Below are 14163 nucleotides of genomic sequence, written 5' to 3' on the forward strand. Positions count from 1 at the left end.
GAGCTGAGCGGAAGTGCGTTCGACGCCCTGCGGGGATCACCCCGACACACACCCACCCCCGCCCCAACCGGCCCGGCTGCCCCGATCCCTCGGCCCCGCCCCACCATCCAGCCTCGCCGCGCACATTCAGCCTCGCCGGCGTTTGAGGCGCGGGGTCCGGGGCGGAGCCCCGATCTTTGAGCCGCACCACCCAACCCCACCGCGCCCTCCAGCCCCGCCGCACCCTCCAGCCTTGCCCCGCCATCCGCCCCGCCGCACAAATTCAGCCCCGCCGGCGTTTGAGGCGCGGGGTGCGGGGCGGAGCCCCAGGCTTTGAGCCGCACCACTCCAGCCTCCGCCGCACCACTTCCAGCCTCGCCGGCGATTGAGGCGCGGGGTGCGGGGCGGAGCCCCGGGCTTTGAGCCGCACCGTCTAGCCTCGCCGCACCCCTCCAGCCTCGCCGGCGATTGAGGCGCGGGGGCGGGTGGAGTTCGGTGGGGTGCGGGGCCGAGGCCCGGGGGGCGAAGGGTGCCGCGAGGCTATGGGGGCGGGGTCAGGGCCGCTTCCATCACCGCCCGGGCGATCGGCGCGGCCGCGCTGTTGCCGCTGATGTCGCCCCGGTCCGCCGCCGCGTCCTCGACCACCACCGCCACCGCGACCGCCGGCACCGGCGAGCCCTCCGCCTTGGCCCAGGAGATGAACCAGGCGTACGGTGTCCCCGCGTTGCCGACGCCGTGCTGTGCGGTGCCCGTCTTGCCGCCGACGACCGCGCCCGGGATCGCCGCGTTCCGGCCCGTCCCGTTCTCCACCACCTTCACCATCAGTTCCTGCATCCGCAGCGCGGTGGCCGGGTTCATCGCCCGGCCCAGGCTGCGCTGCTCCCCGTACCGGACCGGGGAGCCGTCGTCCTGGGTGGTGCGTTCCACCAGGTAGGGCGACTTGAGCTCGCCGCCGTTGGCGACCGCCGCCGCCACCATCGCCATCTGCAGCGGCGTGGCCTTGGTGTTGAACTGCCCGATGGCGGAGAGGGCCAGCTGGTCCTGGCTCATGTCGGTGTCGAAGTTCGAGCGGGACACCCAGGAGGGCACCCGCAGTCCCTCCGCGTTGAAGCCGAAGCGACCGGCCGCCTCCACCATCGCGCGCAGCCCGACCTGTACGCCGATCTTCGCCATCACCGTGTTGCAGGACCACTGCACCGCGTCCGCCATCGAGGCGTCCTCGCAGCCCGTGGCCGCGTTCGGCAGCACGGTGCTGGTCCCGGGCAGCGGGTAGGGATCGGGGGTCCGGGTCGGGGCGTCCACGTCCGTGACGACGCCCGCGTCGAGGGCGGCCGCCGCGGTCACGATCTTGAAGGTCGAGCCGGGCGGGTACGTCTCGCGCAGCGCCCGGTTCAGCATCGGCTTGGCCGGGTCGGCGTTCAGGCGTGCCCAGGCGTCCTTCACCCGCGCGCCCGTCCCGGACAGCTCCGCCGGATCGTACGAGGGGCTGCTGACCAGCGCGAGGATCCTCCCGGTGGCCGGTTCGACGGCGGCGACCGCCCCGCGCTTGCCCGCGAGCCCGGCGTACGCGGCCAGTTGCATGCCGGAGCGGATGGTCGTGGCGGCGTTCCCGCCGGCCGGGTGGCCGCGGGCCAGGTCGTACCAGAGCGGGAAGGCCGAGAGGCCGGGGTCCGTGCCGGACAGGACCGCGTCCTCGGCGCGCTCCACGAAGCTGGTCCCGTACGTCTGGGAGGAGAAGCCGGTGACGGGGGCGTAGAGCGGGCCGTTCGTGTAGGTCCGCTCGTAGCGCAGCAGCTGGCCGCTGTCGCGGGAGCCGGTCACGGGGCGGTCGTCGACGAGGATGTCCCCGCGCGGCTTCGCGTAGCGCTCGATGGCGGGGCGTTTGTTGGCCGGGTTCGCGCCGTAGGCGGCGGACTCCCAGACCTGCACGCGGGCGATGTTGACCAGCAGGGCGACGAGGAGCAGCGCGCAGAAGTACGCGCACCAGCGGATGTAGCGGATCACGGGGCCCCCTCCTCGGTGGGGCGCGGCCTGCGGGCGCTGTCGCTCAGCCGGACCAGCAGCGCGACGATGATCCAGTTGGTGACGACGGAGGAGCCGCCCTGGGCGAGGAAGGGCATGGCCATGCCGGTGAGGGGGATCAGTCCGGTGACTCCGCCCGCGATGACGAACACCTGGAGCGCGACGATCGAGGCGAGTCCGGTGGCGAGCAGCCGGCCGAAGGGGTCGCGCAGGGCGAGCCCGGCGCGGAAGCCGCGGGCCACGAGGAGTCCGTAGAGGAGCAGGATCGCGGCGAGGCCGACGAGGCCGAGTTCCTCGCCGGCGGTGGCGAGGATGAAGTCCGACTTGGCGGCGAAGCCGATGAGGAAGGAGTGGCCGTGGCCGAGCCCGGCGCCGAGCAGGCCGCCGGCGCCGAAGGCGAAGAGGGACTGGGCGAGCTGGCCGGGACCTTCGCCGCGCTCGATGGAGGCGAAAGGATTCAGCCAGTCGTCCACGCGGCTGTGCACGTGCGGTTCGAAGGTCCCGACGGCGTACGCACCGAGTGCGGCGAGCAGCAGTCCGATCGCGATCCAGCCGATCCGTCCGGTGGCGGTGAACAGCATGATCACGAACAGTCCGAAGAACAGCAGCGAGGTCCCCAGGTCCCGCTCCAGGACGAGCAGGCCGACGCTGAGCAGCCAGATCGCGAGGATCGGGCCGAGGACGCGGCCGGGGAGCAGGCGCAGCTTCCAGAAGAGCCGGCGGCCGGTGAGGGCGAGGGCGGTGCGGTTCGCGGCGAGGTAGGCGGCGAAGAACACGGCGAGCAGGATCTTGGCGAACTCCCCGGGCTGGAAGGAGAGTCCGGCGAACCGGATCCAGATGTGCGCGCCGTTGACCGCCGGGAAGAAGACGGGGATCAGCATCAGGACGAGGGCGCCGGCGACCGACAGGTACGCGTAGCGCTGGAGCACGCGGTGGTCGCGCAGCAGCACGACGACGAGGACGAACAGCGCGAGGCCGAGGGCGGACCAGCGGAGCTGGTCCCCGGCGGTGAGGTGGCCGGGGGTGGTCGCGTCGAGACGCTGGATGAGGACGAGCCCGAGCCCGTTGAGCAGGACGGCGATCGGCAGGACGAGCGGATCGGCGTACGGGGCCCTGAAGCGGACGGCGAGGTGGGCGAGGAGCGCGGTGGCGGCGAGCCCGCCGGCGTACCGGGCGGCGAGGCGGGGGGTGTGGCCGGTGGTGGCGAGGCCGACGTAGAGGTGGCCGAGGACGGAGACCAGGACGGCGCCGGCGAGGAGCGTCAGCTCGATGCCGCGGCGCTTGGGGGCGCGGGCGTCGGGTGGCGGGGGCGCGGGCTCCGTCACCTTCGCCGTCAGAGCGGTCATACGCGAAACGTAGCAAGCGGACGGATGGTATGTCCGCTTATGCCATAGTGTGCCGAAGAGTCGTCAAAAACGGTCACACGTGAGGAGCCGAGGCGTATGGGACCCGTGGAATTCATCGTCCTCGCCTTCCCGGAGGAGCAGCTGCGGGTCCCGGCGATCGAGGCCGTGATGGGGCTGCGCAAGACCGGGGTGGTCCGGCTGATCGACGGTCTCGTGGCGACGAGGACCGCCTCGGGCGAGGTGCTCGCGGCGGAGTTCGACGAGTTCGTGGAACTGCACGGGCTGCTGACGGGGCGGGACGTTGCCCGTCTGATCGGACCGGAGGACGTGCAGGAGGCGGTGGGTCTGCTGGAGCGCGGGAGCTGCGCGCTGCTGTTGGTGGTCGAGCACGTGTGGGCCGAGGACGCGGCGGTCGCCGTACGGGCGGCGGGCGGGCGGATCGTCGGCTCGGTCCGCATCCCGCCGGACCGGGTCCCGGCGGACACCCGGGCGGGGGTGGCCTGATGTTCATCCGGCCGATGGGACCGACGGTCCGGCCGGCGCAGCGGCCGGCGGGGCACCCGCTGCTACGGGGCCTGCTGGCCCGGGCGGCGGGGGCGGTGGAGGACACGACGGGCGCGGTCGGCCCGGGCGAAGCGGCGCGCTGGGACCTGCCGGCGCGGGCGGTCCGGGCCGCGGAGGCCCCGGCCGAACCGCCGGCCGAAACGGAAGAGGCGCCGGAGCCGGTGGAGGTGTCGCAGGGCGTGGCGCAGGGCCTGGCGCAGGGCGTGGCGGAAGAAGAGGAAGACATCCTGACGGCCTCGCCGACGAGCCCGCCGACCACGCCGACTCCCCTGGTGGCGGAGCTGCGGCAACTGGCCGACCTGACCCGCGAGGGCCTGCTGACCCCGGAGGAGTTCACGAAGGCCAAGGCCCGCCTCCTGCGCGGCTGACGCAGCGCGGCGCCCGATCGGCGGGCGGGAACGGCCGTACCCGTTCCCGCCCGTCGGCAACCGTCAGGCCGACGGCGGAGAGATGACCCGCCGCGTTGGAACTGGTTCCAGCGCTGGTAGTTCCCGCCTGCAGGTGGTGGCCGCCTCCCCCGGCGTCCTGGAGGCGGCGGGGCCCCGGCTGAAGACCGGCCGCACCTTCGACCGCTTCGCCGGTGACCGGGGTGAACAGGTCGCCGTGATCGGCTCCGGCATGGCCTCCCGGCTCGGCATCACCACCCTGGAGACCGGCCCCGCCGTCTTCATCGAGGGGCAGCCCTTCACCGTCATCGGCATCGTCGACGACGTGGACCGCAAGGCCGACCTCCTGCTCTCCGTGGTCGTCCCCTCCAAGGCGGCGGAGAAGATCTGGGGAGGGCCCGGCTCCGCCAACCGCGCCAAGATGCTCGTCTCCACCGAGCTGGGCGCGGCCACCCAGGTCGCCGGAGAAGCGGCTCTCGCCCTGCGCCCCGACCATCCCGAGTACCTGAAGGTCATCCCGCCGCCCGACCCCAAGGCACTGCGCGGCAGCGTCACCTCCGACCTCAATCAGCTGTTCCTGCTGCTGGCCACCATCTGTCTGGTGATCGGAGCGGTCGGCATCGCCAACACCACGCTGGTCGCCGTCCTGGAGCGCACGGGCGAGATCGGTCTGCGCCGTGCCCTCGGCGCGCGGGGCCGGCACGTCACGCTCCAGTTCCTCGCCGAGTCCGGCGCCCTGGGCACCCTCGGCGGCCTGGTCGGCACCTCCCTGGGGACGATGACCGTCGTGGGTGTCGCCGTCGCCCGCGACTGGACGCCGGTCATCCACGTGGGAACGGTCGCCGCGGCCCCGGCGATCGGCCTGGTCACGGGTCTCCTCGCCGGCCTCTACCCGGCGTGGCGCGCCGCGAGCATCCAGCCGGCCGAGGCGCTCCGCCGTTGACCCCCGGGCGCGGTCGCCCGGACGGGAGGTCCCGTCCGGGCGACCGCGCCCCACTCCCCCAACCGGGTGGCCGGCCCGCGACCGGCCGCTCCGTTGGGGGATTTGTCATACCGGGCGTGGCAGCATCGGGCGCCTCGGAGGTGATCCCATGTCACATCGGCCGCTTCGCGCCGCCTGCATCGCCGCAGTGCTCCTCGTCGCCGGTCCCGTCCCGCGGGCCGGCGCCGAGCCCGCCCGACCCGAGGCGGAGTCCGTCGGGGTCCTGCTCACCCGCCTGCAGGGGCTCTACCAGAAGGCCGAGGAGGCCGCCGAGGCGTACAACGCCACCGAGGTCGCCCTCAAGGCCGGCCAGGAGGAGGAGCGGCAGCGCACCGCCGACCTCGGCCGGGCCCGTACCGCCCTCGACTCCGAGAGGGCCCTCGTCGGAAAACTGGCCCGGGAGCAGTACCAGGGCACCCGGGGCCTCTCCCCCTACGTCCGGATGCTGCTCGCCGGCACCCCCCAGGCCGCCCTGGACCAGCGCCTGCTCACCGCCCGCGAGGGCGCGCGGCGGGCCGGCGTACTGAACCGGCTCGCGCGGGGCGAGAAGAAGGCCGACGAGCTCGCCGTACGGGCCCGCAAGGCGCTGGACACCCGGCAGGCCCTGGCGGCGCGGCAGAAGCTCCACAAGGACGAGGTCGCGGCGCAGCTCAAGGAGGTCGAGCGGGTGCTCGCCTCGCTGACCCCCGAGCAGTTGACCCGGCTCGAGGCGCAGGAGGACAAGAACACCGCGGCCGCGCAGCGCGATCTGCTGGGCTCGGGCCGGCTCCCCACGCGCACGGGCACCCCCACGGCCGCGGGCGGAGCCGCCCTCACCTACGCGGCGGCCCAGATCGGCAAACCGTACGTCTGGGGCGCCGAGGGCCCGGGGTCCTTCGACTGTTCCGGGCTCACCTCGCAGGCCTGGGCGCACGCCGGGCGCACCATCCCGCGGACCAGCCAGGAGCAGTGGGCGCAGCTGCCGAAGGTGCCGCTGGACCAGCTCCGTCCGGGGGACCTGGTGGTCTACTTCCCCAAGGCCACGCACGTGGCCCTGTACGTGGGCGAGGGCAAGGTGATCCAGGCGCCGCGGCCGGGGGCGAAGGTGAAGGTCTCGCCCCTCGCCGCGAATCCGCTGCTCGGCGCCGTACGCCCGGACCCCGGCGGCACCCCGCTCGCGGAGTTCGCTCCCCCGCCCCTGCCCGGGGCGGGCGCGACGGGCACGGCGGGGGACGCCGACACCGGCTACTCGTCGGAGGAGGCACCCGCCGGCGGGGCCGCCGGGGAGGCGGCCACCGACGAGGCGACCTCCGCCAGGTAGTCCGCCGCGTCCTCGGGGTCGTAGAAGTACGCGTCGAAGTCGGCCGGGTTGTCGAAGCCGTTGGCGAATCGATCCGCCACCGGCTGCAGCTGCCCGGCCGCGCCGATCAGGTTGAGCACGTGCTCCGGCGGGACGCCCAGCATGGCGTTGGTCCACTGGGTCACCGGCTTGCCCGTGGTGAACCAGAACTTGTCGAAGGTCGCCTTCATCCACGCCTCGTCGAACGGGTTGTCCCCGTGCATCAGGATCGAGGAGAGGTACGAGGCCGCGCACTTGGCGGCGGAGTTCGAGCCCTGCCCGGTGATCGGGTCGTTGGCGACGACCACGTCGGCGACGCCGAGCACCAGCCCGCCGCCGGGCAGCCGCCCGATCGGGTTGCGGACCACCGGCGCGTAGCGCCCCGCCAGCGTCCCGCCCGCGTCCGTCAGCTCCACCTTCGTCGCCCGCGCGTACTCCCACGGCGTGAACTTCTCCATCAGGTCCAGCGTGAGCGCCAGGTGCTCCGCCGGGTCCTTGATCCCGTTGAACACGTCCACCGGACCGCCCGGGATGCCCTCCCAGAACAGGATGTCCGCCCGGCCCGAGGTGGTCAGGGTCGGCATCACGAACAGCTCGCCCACGCCCGGGACGAGGTTGCAGCGCACGGCCTCCGTTTCCGGGTGCTCGGCGCGCGGCCCGAGCCCGTGCACGTACGAGACGGCCAGCGCGCGCTGCGGCGCGTCGTACGGGGAGCGCGCGGCGTCCCGCCCGAACATCGACACCAGCTCGCCCTTGCCGGCGGCGACCAGCACCAGGTCGTACGTACGGGAGAAGTAGTCGAGGTCGGCGACGGACGCGCCGTGGATGACCAGCTGCCCGCCGCGCTGCGCGAAGGTGTCCAGCCAGCCCGCCATCTTCACGCGCTGGTCGACGGACTGCGCGTACCCCTTGAGGCGGCCCAGCCAGTCGACGGCGCGGCCGGCGTCGGGGGCGGCGACGGAGACGCCGAGGCCCTCGATCTTCGGGGCCTGCTGCTCCCAGAAGTTGATCTGGAGGTCGCGCTCGTGCTGGAGCGCCGTGTCGAACATGCACTGCGTCGACATCACCCGGCCGGTGCGGACCTCGTCCGCCGTCCGGTTGGACATGAGGGTGACCTCGTACCCCTTCGACTGGAGGCCGAGGGCGAGCTGGAGACCGGACTGACCGGCTCCGACGACGAGTATCTTGCGCATCTCACGTTCTCGATTCGGGGGTACGGGGCTACGGGCGTACGGGATACGGGCCCGCGGGCCTATTCGGGGGTGGTGTCGAGGGCGTGGCCCACCAGGGCCAGCAGGGACTCGACCACGGTGTGCCGACGTCGCGCATCCATGATCACGACGGGTACGTGCGGCGGGACGCTGAGCGCCTCGCGCACGTCCTCGGGCTCGTACGACTGCGAGCCCTCGAAGTGGTTGACGGCGACGGCGTACGGGAGCCCGCAGCTCTCGAAGTAGTCGAGGGCCGGGAAGCAGTCGCGCAGCCGGCGGGTGTCGGCCAGCACGAGCCCGCCGATGGCCCCGCGCACCAGGTCGTCCCACATGAACCAGAACCGCTCCTGGCCCGGGGTCCCGTACACGTAGAGGACGAGGTCGTCGTCGAGGGTGACGCGCCCGAAGTCCATCGCGACGGTGGTGGTGTTCTTGTCCGGGGTGCCGGACAGGTCGTCGGTGGGGACGCTGGCCTGGGTCATCACCGCCTCGGTGCGCAGCGGGGTGATCTCGGAGACGGAGGAGACGAAGGTGGTCTTGCCGACGCCGAAGCCGCCCGCGACCAGCACCTTGACGGCGACGGGGGCACGGGAACGGTCGTACTGCCAGGGCTGGACGGGCTCGTCGTCCACGGCCGGCGGTACCGGCTGATCAGAGACGGCGGAGACCACTGAGCACCCTTTCGAGCAGCGCGCGTTCGGGACGGCCCGTGCCGTGGCCCGTGCCGTAGACCCGGATCCGGCCCTGGTCGGCGAGGTCGCTGACGAGCACGCGGACCACGCCGAGCGGCAGTTTCAGCAGCGCTGCTATCTCGGCGATCGTGCGCATGCGGCGGCAGACCTCGACGATGGCGGGCATCTCGGGCATGCGGTCGGGCTTCTGCGGCTCCGAGGCCTTCGTTTCCAGGGCGGCGACGAAGGTCTCGACGTGCAGGACCTGCGTGAAGCGGGTGCGGCCGCCCGTGAGCGAGTACGGGCGGACGCGGGCGGGGCGGCGGTCGGCGCCGCGTATCGGCAGCCGGTCGGAGGCCGTACTCCTCACGGGGTGTTCTCCATCGACTGGCGCAGCTCACTGCGGACTTCGGGGGTCAGGACGTGGCCGGCGCGGCCGACGAACAGGGCCATGTGGTAGGCGACGACGCTCATGTCGCAGTCGGGGGTGGCGTGCACGCCCAGCAGTGAGCCGTCGCTGATGGCCATGACGAAGACGGAGCCGTGCTCCATCGCCACCATGGTCTGCTTGACGGAGCCGCTCTCCATGAGGGCCGCGGCGCCGGTGGTGAGGCTGCCGAGGCCCGACACGATGGTGGCGAGGTCGGCGGACGCGCCGCGCGGGCCCTTCGGCCTGGCTTTGGTCTGTGGATCGCCCGCGCCGCCCGTTGCGGGGTCGGAGGACAGGAGCAGCAGCCCGTCCGAGGAGACGACGGCGACGGAGTTGACGCCGGGTACCTCCTCGACCAGGTCGGTCAGCAGCCATTGCAGGTTGCGGGCCTGGGTGCTCAGTCCGTACGTACTGGGCGCGGTCATGTGCGTGCCTCCTGTGCGGTGCCCCCGTGGTCGGTCTTGCTGTGCCCCTGCCCCTGGTCCTGCGCGTGCTCCTGGGCGAGCTCGGCGGCGACGACGCGTCGCCCGTCCTGGGCTCCCTGGTAGAAACCGCCGAGCCGGCGCCGGAGTTCGTCGGCGTCGATCCGGCGCGGTGGCTCGGGCGGCCGTACGTCGTCCGCGCGCCCGGCGGTGACGGTGCGCGGGGTCCGCTTCGGCAGGCCCTTGTCGGTGACGGAGTCGGCGGGGTCGGCGGGGTGACTGCCCTGCCGGGGCAGCCAGTTGCCTTCGGCGGGGGCGTGGGAGTGGGGCTCGGGGACCGCGTCCCGGGCCGGGGCCCCGGCGGGGTCCCCTGCCGGGGCCCCTGCGGGGGGCTCGGCGGTGAAGTCCGGCCCTGCGGAAGCGTCCTCTGCCGGGTGCTCGGCGATGAAGACCTGGTCTGCGGGGGCGTCTCCTGACAGGGGCGCGGCCGTGAAGATCTGGTCGGCGGGGGGCAGTGCCGTCTCGGCGGGGGCCTCCGCGTCGGCAGGGAGGGCGGGGCCCGCGAGGGCCTCGGCCAGGGTCACCGGAGCCACCGTGGTGCCGGGCACCCGGAAGGCCGACTCCGACTCCGGCTCCGTGTCGGCCGGAGCCTCGGTGGTGTCGGAAGCCTCGGCCTCGGGCGTGGCCGGGGCGTCGGGCTCCGCAGCACCCGCGGAAGCGGGCACGGCGGGCTCCGCGGCAGCGTCGTCGGCGGCCGGAGCCGGGGCGGTGGGCTCCGCGAACGCGGCGTCGGGCGCAGCTGTAGCGGCAGGCTCCACGAGCGCGTCGGCGGCGTCGGGCGCAGCCGGAGCGGCAGGCTCCACGAGCGCGTCGGCGGCGTCGGGCGCAGCCGGAGCAGCAGGCTCCACGAGCGCGTCGGCGGCGTCGGGCGCAGCCTCGGCCGTGGGGTCCGGGGCGGCGTGGGTGCCTCGGCGGCGCGGCGGGAGGGTGTTCTCGTTGGCCTCCGCGATCACGCCCGGGAGCTGCAGCGCGGGTGCGCCCGGCGTGGCCAGGGTGTGGACCGGGGAGACCGGCGGGGTGGCGGGCAGCAGCGCGGCCGGGACGACCACGAGGGCCTCGGTCCCGCCGTGCCGCCCGGCGCGCAGCTCCGCGGTGACCCCGTGCCGCGCCGCGAGGCGTCCGGCCACGTACAGGCCGAGGCCCAGGCCGTGTTCGGCCTCGGGCTCCTCGTCGTACGCCTCGGGCGTGGACAGCCGGGAGTTCAGCGATTCCAGCCGGTCCCCGGTGACCCCGATGCCCTCGTCCACGACGGACAGCACGACGTCGCCGGAGTCCAACGTCCAGCCGGACACCTTCACCTTGACGTCCGGCGGCGAGAACGTCGTCGCGTTCTCCAGCAGCTCGGCCAGCACGTGCGAGAGGTCGTCGGCCGCGTGCCCCGCGACCTGGGTGTACGAGGGCAGCGCCGCGAGGTCGACGCGCTCGTAGCGCTCGATCTCGCTGACGGCGGCCCGCATCACGTCGACCAGCGGTACCGGCATCACCTGCCCGTGGCCGTGTTCCTGCCCGGCCAGGACCAGCAGGTTCTCGTTGTGGCGGCGCATCACGGTCGCCAGGTGGTCGAGCTTGAAGAGGGTCGCGAGCCGGTCCGGGTCCTGCTCCTTGGACTCCAGCTCCTCGATGACCGTGAGCTGGCGCTCGACCAGGCCCAGGGTCCGCAGCGACAGCGAGACGGAGGTCGTCGACATGACGCGGCGGTGCTCCTCGAGCCCCGCCCGCAGCTTGTTCAGCTCCTCCTCCAGCACGTCCCGGCCGGCGGTCAGCGCCTCGTTGCGGCCGATGATCCGGCGGCGGTCGGCGTCGAGCCCGGCGATCCGGGTGTGCAGCGAGACCGTCTGGTCGCGGACCGCGTTCAGGTGCCGCACGACCTCGGCGAACTCGTCGTTGCGGCCGGTGAACCGGACCGGTTCCACCGAGCCCTCGGGCGTCGCCAGCCGTGCCGCGCCGCGCCGCAGCACCGACAGGGGCCGGGTCAGCGAGCGCGCGACGCCGGTCGAGACGCCGACGGCGACCAGGAACAGCAGGCCCAGCAGGGCGACGAGGGTTTCGAGCCGGGTCACGTCGTCGTCGCGCAGGGAGGCCAGGGCGGAGGCCCGCTGGCCCGCGAGGGTGGCCTCGACGGTCCGCATCCGGTCGATGCGGGCGGTGAGCGCGCTGCCGACGGCGGCGCCGTCGGTCTTGCGGTCGGCCGGGGTCAGGGTGGGCCGGTCGGTGAGCCGCTTGAGGAAGTCGTCGGCCGTCTTGACCTCGGGGCCGGTGACGGTGGCGGTGAGGGTCTGGCGCACGTCGGGCCGCGCGGCCCGCGCGAAGTCGTCCAGTGCGGCCATTTCCCGTACGCGCGAACGCTGGGCGGCGGCGGTGAGTTCGTCGACCGCGGCCGAGCCCGGGGGCTGCTCGCCGCGGGGGACGGCCAGCGCGGCGAGCAGCAGTCCGCGGGTGGCCGAGGCCTGCTCCACGGCCTGGCCCAGCGGGGCGAGCGGGCGGGTGGTGGTGAGGGCGGCCTCGGCGCGCGGCGGCGTCTGCTCGGCGAGCCGGTCCCCGGGGGCGAGGAGTTCGGTGAGGACGCCGCTGTAGGCCTGGTGGGCGGCGAGGGCGGTGCCCTTGCCGTCGATGGCCTCGGTGCGGACGGCCGCGACGCGGGCGAGGGCCGTGCCGAGGGGTTCGTCGACCTCGGTCGCGGCCTCGGCGATCTGCCGGTCGGTGCGCAGGATGCGTTCCTGGAGGGCGCCCCTGGCGGCGCCGGGGCGGCCCTTGGCGGCGTACTCGACCACGGCGTCGCGCTCGTCGGCGAGGACGTGCGCGACGGTGAGGATCTGCCCGGTCTGCTCCGCGAGGGTGACCAGCCGCTGGGAGTCGTTCAGCTCCCTCGCGGCGGTGACGACGGCGGGTGTGCCTGCCGCGAGGACGGTGAGGCCGGCGACGGCGACGCCGACGACCAGCCTGCGGCGCACGCGGACGCGGCGTCCTGCGGGGGCCGGGCCGTCGGCGGCGGTGCCGTTCTTCCGAGACCGCTTCTTCTGCACCGGTGCTCGCAATCCTGTACGTGTGCTTGTGCTCGTCTACTCGTGTGGCCGAGGTAACGGCCGGTCAACAAGTAAACGCTCCCTGCCCCCTCGTACCGCCTCAGACCTTTGCAGCGTGTTGGGGAGAGAGCCGCACATCGCCCACCCGGCCACTCGAACGAGTGAACATCACGGATGAGTTGGCAACCAACTCGGACACCCTGCCCCAGAGCGCCTCCGTGGACAGGTGGTTGAAAGATCGATACGGGCTTTGGCAGGATGCCCGCCCACATGTCCGCCCGCGTGCCGACGCCCGGCCCGGGCCCCTTCCGGCCCGCCGCCGGAGCTCCGCGTACGGGCCGGCCCGCCCCCTTCCGCTTGGTACGGACCTGAGCGTGCGCGGGGGCCGCCGCCCGGCAGAATGGTGGCATGCACATCGACCTCGCCTCGGCCCCCGGCAGCGAAGAACGCCCCAATGAGGACTGGGTGTCGGCCGCGATCCCCGCCTCGGGCGGCGGTGTCCTGGTCGCGCTGGACGGGGTCACCCCGCCGAGCGGAGAGGACGGTTGCGCGCACGGGGTTCCGTGGTTCGCGGCCCGGCTGGGCGGTCGATTGACCGAACTGTCCGGATCGCGGCGGGACATGCCGCTGGACCGGATCCTGGCCGAGTCCGTCCGCGCCACGGCCGACGCCCACCGCGACACGTGTGACCTTTCTCACGTGCGGACGCCGCAGGCGACGGTCGTCGTGGTCCGCTGGGACGAGGCTTACGTGGAACACCTCGTGCTCTCGGACTCCGTGCTGCTCCTCCAGGCGCCCGAGGGCGGGGTGACGGCGGTGCTCGACGACCGGCTGGACCGGGTGCCGCGGGAGGTGCTGCGCTCGGTGGCGGCGACGGACGCGCTGCGCAACGCGGAGGGCGGCTTCTTCACGGCCGCCGCGGACCCGGCGGTGGCATCCCGGGCGGTGACCGGGCGCACCCCGCGCGGGCAGGTGCGGGCGGTGGCCGCGCTCACGGACGGGGCGAGCCGGTGGACGGACACGTTCCGGGAGGGCGACTGGGCCGAGTGCCTGGCGGTGCTGCGCAAGGAGGGCGCGGAGGGCCTGATCGGCCGGGTCCGCGCCATCGAGTCCGACCCGTCGCGGCCGCCGGCAGGGTACAAGCGGCACGACGACGCCTCGGCGGTCTACGCGGAGCTCTAGGCCGCGGGCCTGGGCCGCGCGGGTGCCCCTACTCGGCCCCCGCGTTCAACTGGTTGAGCAGCCGGGCCAGTTCCGCCACCTCGCCGCGGTCCCAGTCGGCGAGCTTGCGCATGTACTGCTCGCGCCGTGCGCCCCGTACCCGCAGGAACCGCTCGCGGCCCTCCTCGGTGAGCCCGACCAGGAAGGCGCGGCCGTCGGCGGGGTCCGGCTCGCGGGCCACCAGGCCCAGGACCTCCAGGGCCCGCAGCTGCCGGCTCATGGTGGCCTTGCCGACCCCGAAGTAGGCGGCGAGCTCGGTGGCCCGCTGCCGGCCGGCCGCCTCCAGGCGTACGAGGAGTCCGTATGCGGCGGGCTCCAGCTCGGGGTGGAGCTCGCGGGCCATCTCGCCGGAGGAGGCGCGGGCGCGCCGGAGGAAGACGGACAGCTCCCGCTCCAGGGCAAGGAACTCCTGGTCTTCGCTCCCGTGCACGTCCCGCTCCTTCAATGGTGTGTCGCACCCCGGTGGGTGAGGGGCCAGTATTTCGCAGCGGGTGTGCCGACGGCCCGGGACCCCGCCGGAGCGGGGAG

12 protein-coding genes and 1 pseudogene are annotated in these 14163 nt (G+C 74.0%); 5 read left to right on the forward strand and 8 right to left on the reverse strand.

Annotation, left to right across the window (positions count from 1 at the left end):
• Positions 1-519 precede the first annotated feature (519 nt).
• Both IF88_RS0110890 and IF88_RS0110895 read right to left on the reverse strand, forming a co-directional pair.
• On the reverse strand, positions 520-1983 hold the full coding sequence (locus IF88_RS0110890; RefSeq protein ID WP_030709763.1) for a penicillin-binding transpeptidase domain-containing protein: 1464 nt from the start codon (positions 1981-1983) through the stop codon (positions 520-522).
• Entirely contained in the window at positions 1980-3347 is a 1368-nt protein-coding gene (locus tag IF88_RS0110895) for an FtsW/RodA/SpoVE family cell cycle protein (protein ID WP_030709764.1), read from the reverse strand. Before IF88_RS0110895 ends, IF88_RS0110890 begins: the two co-directional genes overlap by 4 nt.
• Before the next feature lie 96 nt (positions 3348-3443).
• Between IF88_RS0110895 and IF88_RS0110900 the strand changes: the two genes are divergently transcribed.
• From IF88_RS0110900 to IF88_RS0110915, 4 genes and pseudogenes are all read left to right on the forward strand, one after another.
• Positions 3444-3851, forward strand: coding sequence for a DUF6325 family protein (locus IF88_RS0110900; RefSeq protein ID WP_037805694.1), 408 nt, complete (start codon positions 3444-3446; stop codon positions 3849-3851).
• On the forward strand, positions 3851-4279 hold the full coding sequence (locus tag IF88_RS0110905; RefSeq protein WP_030709766.1) for an SHOCT domain-containing protein: 429 nt from the start codon (positions 3851-3853) through the stop codon (positions 4277-4279). Before IF88_RS0110900 ends, IF88_RS0110905 begins: the two co-directional genes overlap by 1 nt.
• Positions 4280-4397: 118 nt before the next feature.
• Positions 4398-5240, forward strand: a pseudogene (locus tag IF88_RS0110910) (ABC transporter permease); the annotation flags it as partial.
• Positions 5241-5388: 148 nt separating this feature from the next.
• Positions 5389-6579, forward strand: a complete 1191-nt coding sequence (locus tag IF88_RS0110915; RefSeq protein ID WP_051836719.1) for a C40 family peptidase — start codon at positions 5389-5391, stop codon at positions 6577-6579.
• Here the strand turns inward: IF88_RS0110915 and IF88_RS0110920 are convergent.
• From IF88_RS0110920 to IF88_RS0110940, 5 genes are read right to left on the reverse strand one after another with little or no spacing between them, the layout of a single operon-like run.
• Complete coding sequence (locus IF88_RS0110920) at positions 6504-7790, reverse strand: styrene monooxygenase/indole monooxygenase family protein (protein ID WP_030709769.1); 1287 nt, start codon at positions 7788-7790, stop codon at positions 6504-6506. The genes IF88_RS0110915 and IF88_RS0110920 overlap by 76 nt on opposite strands.
• Positions 7791-7849: 59 nt before the next feature.
• The gene (locus tag IF88_RS0110925) at positions 7850-8479 is read right to left on the reverse strand and encodes a GTP-binding protein (protein WP_030709770.1); all 630 of its coding nucleotides are present in this window, start codon (positions 8477-8479) and stop codon (positions 7850-7852) included.
• Complete coding sequence (locus IF88_RS0110930; RefSeq protein WP_030709771.1) at positions 8460-8849, reverse strand: DUF742 domain-containing protein; 390 nt, start codon at positions 8847-8849, stop codon at positions 8460-8462. The genes IF88_RS0110925 and IF88_RS0110930 overlap by 20 nt, the downstream gene beginning before the upstream one ends.
• Positions 8846-9334 (reverse strand): roadblock/LC7 domain-containing protein, encoded by a 489-nt coding sequence (locus tag IF88_RS0110935; protein ID WP_030709772.1) that lies wholly within the window; start codon positions 9332-9334, stop codon positions 8846-8848. The genes IF88_RS0110930 and IF88_RS0110935 overlap by 4 nt, the downstream gene beginning before the upstream one ends.
• Positions 9331-12414, reverse strand: a complete 3084-nt coding sequence (locus IF88_RS0110940; protein WP_037805696.1) for a nitrate- and nitrite sensing domain-containing protein — start codon at positions 12412-12414, stop codon at positions 9331-9333. The genes IF88_RS0110935 and IF88_RS0110940 overlap by 4 nt, the downstream gene beginning before the upstream one ends.
• A gap of 408 nt (positions 12415-12822) precedes the next feature.
• Here IF88_RS0110940 and IF88_RS0110945 point away from each other — a divergent pair, with 408 nt between their 5' ends.
• Entirely contained in the window at positions 12823-13596 is a 774-nt protein-coding gene (locus IF88_RS0110945; RefSeq protein ID WP_030709774.1) for a protein phosphatase 2C domain-containing protein, read from the forward strand.
• Positions 13597-13624: 28 nt separating this feature from the next.
• On the opposite strand, the gene IF88_RS0110950 is transcribed toward IF88_RS0110945, so the two are convergent.
• Entirely contained in the window at positions 13625-14065 is a 441-nt protein-coding gene (locus IF88_RS0110950; protein ID WP_234323486.1) for a MarR family winged helix-turn-helix transcriptional regulator, read from the reverse strand.
• Positions 14066-14163: the final 98 nt, after the last annotated feature.

It is taken from the genome of Streptomyces sp. NRRL F-2580, assembly GCF_000720115.1.
Lineage (GTDB): Bacteria > Actinomycetota > Actinomycetes > Streptomycetales > Streptomycetaceae > Streptomyces.

Bases quoted from the DNA above. Each gene is read 5' to 3' on its own strand.
- IF88_RS0110895 (WP_030709764.1), bottom strand. From the start codon at position 3,347: ATGACCGCTCTGACGGCGAAGGTGACGGAGCCCGCGCCCCCGCCACCC.
- IF88_RS0110900 (WP_037805694.1), top strand. From the start codon at position 3,444: ATGGGACCCGTGGAATTCATCGTCCTCGCCTTCCCGGAGGAGCAGCTG.
- IF88_RS0110905 (WP_030709766.1), top strand. From the start codon at position 3,851: ATGTTCATCCGGCCGATGGGACCGACGGTCCGGCCGGCGCAGCGGCCG.
- IF88_RS0110915 (WP_051836719.1), top strand. From the start codon at position 5,389: ATGTCACATCGGCCGCTTCGCGCCGCCTGCATCGCCGCAGTGCTCCTC.
- IF88_RS0110920 (WP_030709769.1), bottom strand. From the start codon at position 7,790: ATGCGCAAGATACTCGTCGTCGGAGCCGGTCAGTCCGGTCTCCAGCTC.
- IF88_RS0110935 (WP_030709772.1), bottom strand. From the start codon at position 9,334: ATGACCGCGCCCAGTACGTACGGACTGAGCACCCAGGCCCGCAACCTG.
- IF88_RS0110945 (WP_030709774.1), top strand. From the start codon at position 12,823: ATGCACATCGACCTCGCCTCGGCCCCCGGCAGCGAAGAACGCCCCAAT.